Source organism: Leuconostoc lactis KCTC 3528 = DSM 20202 (genome assembly GCF_014651235.1).
Lineage (GTDB): Bacteria > Bacillota > Bacilli > Lactobacillales > Lactobacillaceae > Leuconostoc > Leuconostoc lactis.
The window spans coordinates 1-3,227 of sequence record NZ_BMWM01000045.1 but is presented as its reverse complement, the minus strand read 5'-3'; the positions used below and the strand labels follow the sequence as shown (position 1 = coordinate 3,227).

General features: G+C 41.1%; 5 protein-coding genes. 3 read left to right on the top strand and 2 right to left on the bottom strand.

The window, feature by feature from the left end; genetic code table 11:
* The first annotated feature begins 86 nt into the window (after positions 1–86).
* From xerC to trpF, 3 genes are all read left to right on the top strand, one after another.
* Positions 87–995: a tyrosine recombinase XerC gene (gene xerC / locus IE039_RS08155; protein WP_189429012.1), complete on the top strand. Its 909-nt coding sequence runs from the start codon at positions 87–89 to the stop codon at positions 993–995.
* A 53-nt stretch (positions 996–1,048) separates the two neighbouring features.
* Positions 1,049–1,927 (top strand): aldose 1-epimerase family protein, encoded by an 879-nt coding sequence (locus tag IE039_RS08150; protein WP_010002898.1) that lies wholly within the window; start codon positions 1,049–1,051, stop codon positions 1,925–1,927.
* Between the two features lie 169 nt (positions 1,928–2,096).
* Entirely contained in the window at positions 2,097–2,687 is a 591-nt protein-coding gene (gene trpF / locus IE039_RS08145; RefSeq protein WP_010002897.1) for a phosphoribosylanthranilate isomerase, read from the top strand.
* A gap of 81 nt (positions 2,688–2,768) precedes the next feature.
* Here trpF and IE039_RS08140 read toward each other — a convergent pair whose 3' ends face one another.
* Both IE039_RS08140 and IE039_RS08135 read right to left on the bottom strand, forming a co-directional pair.
* Positions 2,769–2,987, bottom strand: coding sequence for an IS3 family transposase (locus IE039_RS08140; protein ID WP_259651158.1), 219 nt, complete (start codon positions 2,985–2,987; stop codon positions 2,769–2,771).
* Between the two features lie 27 nt (positions 2,988–3,014).
* Positions 3,015–3,227: DDE-type integrase/transposase/recombinase (locus IE039_RS08135; protein WP_229782868.1), on the bottom strand; the 213-nt coding region annotated here is incomplete at its 5' end.

Here is a 3,227-nt window from a genome sequence, read left to right as displayed (position 1 = left end):
ATACACCAATCGAGATCTTCTTACTTAATCTACGTCACTAAATTCGTTCAAGTTATTTCTTGCAATCTGCCGGTTATAATAAGAATATGATAACCAAAGAAGCACAATTGTATCAAGATTACCTGCAAGCTGAACGGCAATATTCTGATTTAACCGTCAAAGCTTATCTAACTGATATCGAAGCCTTCACCACGTTTTTAGCAGAAAATGGTGGTTTTACGACTTACCGTGCGGTACAGACTTTAGACGTTCGGGTGTATTTAAATGAGTTGTATGAGCGCCAGTTGGCACGTACAACGATTGCCCGTAAAATTAGTAGTTTGCGGATGTTTTTTCAATTTATGTTGGCCAATCAATTTGTCAGTGATAATCCGTTTGAAAATGTGGCGTTGCGTAAACACCAAAGCCATTTACCAGAATTTTTTTACGAATCGGAATTGACGACATTGTTTGAAGTGGCTTATGCAGAAGATGAGCCACTTCGGCAACGCAACGCGGCGTTACTTGAATTTTTGTATGCAACCGGTGCGCGTGTGGCGGAAATTGCCAATTTAACCATTGCCCAACTCGATTTTGCCCAACGATTAGTGTTAATTCACGGTAAAGGGAACAAGGATCGCTACGTGCCATTTGGTCATTTTGCAGCCCAAGCCATGATCCAGTATTTACATGAGCTACGACCGCAGTTAGTGGCGAAGCAACCCCCGCATGATCGTGTTTTCGTGAATCATCGCGGCGAACCGATTACGGCGGCTGGGATTACTTATATTTTAAATGAATTGATGAAAAAATCAGCGTTAACTGGCACCATTCATCCGCATATGTTGCGTCACACTTTTGCCACCCATTTGTTGAACCACGGGGCTGATATGCGCACAGTTCAGGAATTATTGGGACATGTGAACTTGTCAACCACACAGATGTATACACATGTGACGCGTGAAAGCCTGCAAAAAAATTATCAGTCTTTCTTTCCACGTGCAAAAAAAGACTGATCAACGCAGACCGCACAACATTTTGTAAAAAAATTTGGTAGAATATAGATATTATGATTACACTAGAAAATAATGACTTAAAAGTTCAGATTAACGAATACGGCGCTGAATTGACAAGCGTTTGGCATAAGCAGGCTATATTGGAATATATTTGGGTTGGAGACCCTAAATATTGGGGACGCCATGCGTCTAATCTTTTTCCAATTGTTGGCCGTTTACGCGGTGATCAATTCAAAGTCGCTGGTGAAACTTATTTTATGAATCAACACGGTTTTGCGCGCAATACCTTGTTTGAGGTAGTTGAACAAAGTGAGACCCGTGCGGTTTTCCGGATTCATGACACAGATTCAACTTTGCGTATTTACCCATTTAAGTTTCAATTTGATATTAGTTATGAGTTAACCGATGACAACGAATTGAAAGTTGCTTATATTGTGACGAATACGGATAAGGAAGAATCGCTCTTCTTTAGTGTTGGTGGGCATCCGGCCTTTAATCTACCATTGGATGGCGGTAAGTTTTCCGATTATTACGTATCAATTGAACCAGAAAAAATCTATGATCGCGTACGCTTGACTGGGCCGTATTCAAATCCTAATGCCGCAACACCGTTTAATGCCAATATTCCATTACGGTTGCGACAAGAAGATTATCATGATGACGCTATTATTTTGAAGTTGGATCGTCAAAAAACGTCATTCTTGCTGGCACGTTTGGCGAACCAACACGGTCTACGGATGACATTAGATAATGCACAATTTATTGGCATCTGGACACCAGCCGGTAAAGAAGCACCATTTATTGCCCTTGAACCTTGGTGGGGCATTGCGGATACGGTGGATTCAACGGGTAACTTCAAAGAAAAGTTTGGCGTGAATGTTTTGGCTGCCGGCGATACCTTTAAGGGTACCTATAGTATGCAATTCTTTTAAACCAGTTAATATCCGTTTTGATAATATTTTAGATGCTGTGATTAATCATCATCACGACACTAGACGTTCTGAAAATATTGTTCACACAACTATTTTTAGAACGTTTTTATTTGTGTAAAAATGATAAAATGAACATTAGTAAGCAGATTAAGAGGATTAACACCAAATTATGACTAAAATTAACTTGAGTGGGCTACTAAACGTGGCGGATGCTGATCTCGTCAATACGCTCCAACCTGATATGGCGAGCGTGATGCTCGCGCCAGGACACCGACATAGTGTCGGGATTATGACAGCGATGCAGATTCGTGAGCAGTTGGATAAAAACATACCACTATATGGTGTGTTTGAAGCGCAAAATGTGATGGATATCCTCACTTTTTTTGATAATGGGGTGATTCAAGGGGTGCAGTTGCCGAGTCAAACAACTGAAGATGCGGTGACTTTGTTACACGATCGCAGTGTTCCCGTCATTCAAGTTAGACAACCAGTAGAAGTCATGCTAGAGACAGTGGCTGATATTATTGTGATAGATACTGCTACTGAGATTGAGACATCTTTTGATTGGCAATCAGTACCACCCAAGCCGCTTCGGAAAAAGCCAATCATGTTGGCGGGTGACTGGACAGTTGACAATCTACAAACTGCGATGACGCAGGTGCAACCAGAATGGGTCGCTATTGCTACAGCTGTTGTAGTCGACGGTGTGAAGGATTTGGCCTTGCTGTCACAATTAGTCACGATTGCCCATCAAAATTAATATCATGGCCATAAAAAAGGCACACAATTTAACGCGAAATTGTGGTGTACCCAAAAAGTTAAAGTAAAATATTTTAGCTAATCAAGTGGCCATTTGTCGGTATTCTACCGGTGAGTGGCCGTTTAATTTTGTTTGGATGCGTGTGTTGTTGTAATATAGTATCCAATTATTGACGGCATCTATCAACGCTGTAGCTGATGAATACTTGTTTAGTGGCCCAATTTCAACTTTAAGCTTATTAAAGAAACTTTCCATAACCGCATTGTCTAAAGCAGTCGCACGACGCGACATGCTTTGGATAATGCGGTTTTTCTTTAGTGTTTTACGCTATGTTCTGTGGCGATATTGCCAGCCTTGATCCGTGTGAATTGTTGTACGATACGAAAGTTTTGGCAGTTGCGCTACGAGCTGATTAAGTGGTTGTAAAGTAAAGGCGAGATCTGGACGCGTGCTAATGGCATAGGTAAGGATCTCATTGTTATACATATCAAGAATCGGTTCTAAATAGACCTTTTCACCAGTCGCCGAAATCTTAAATTC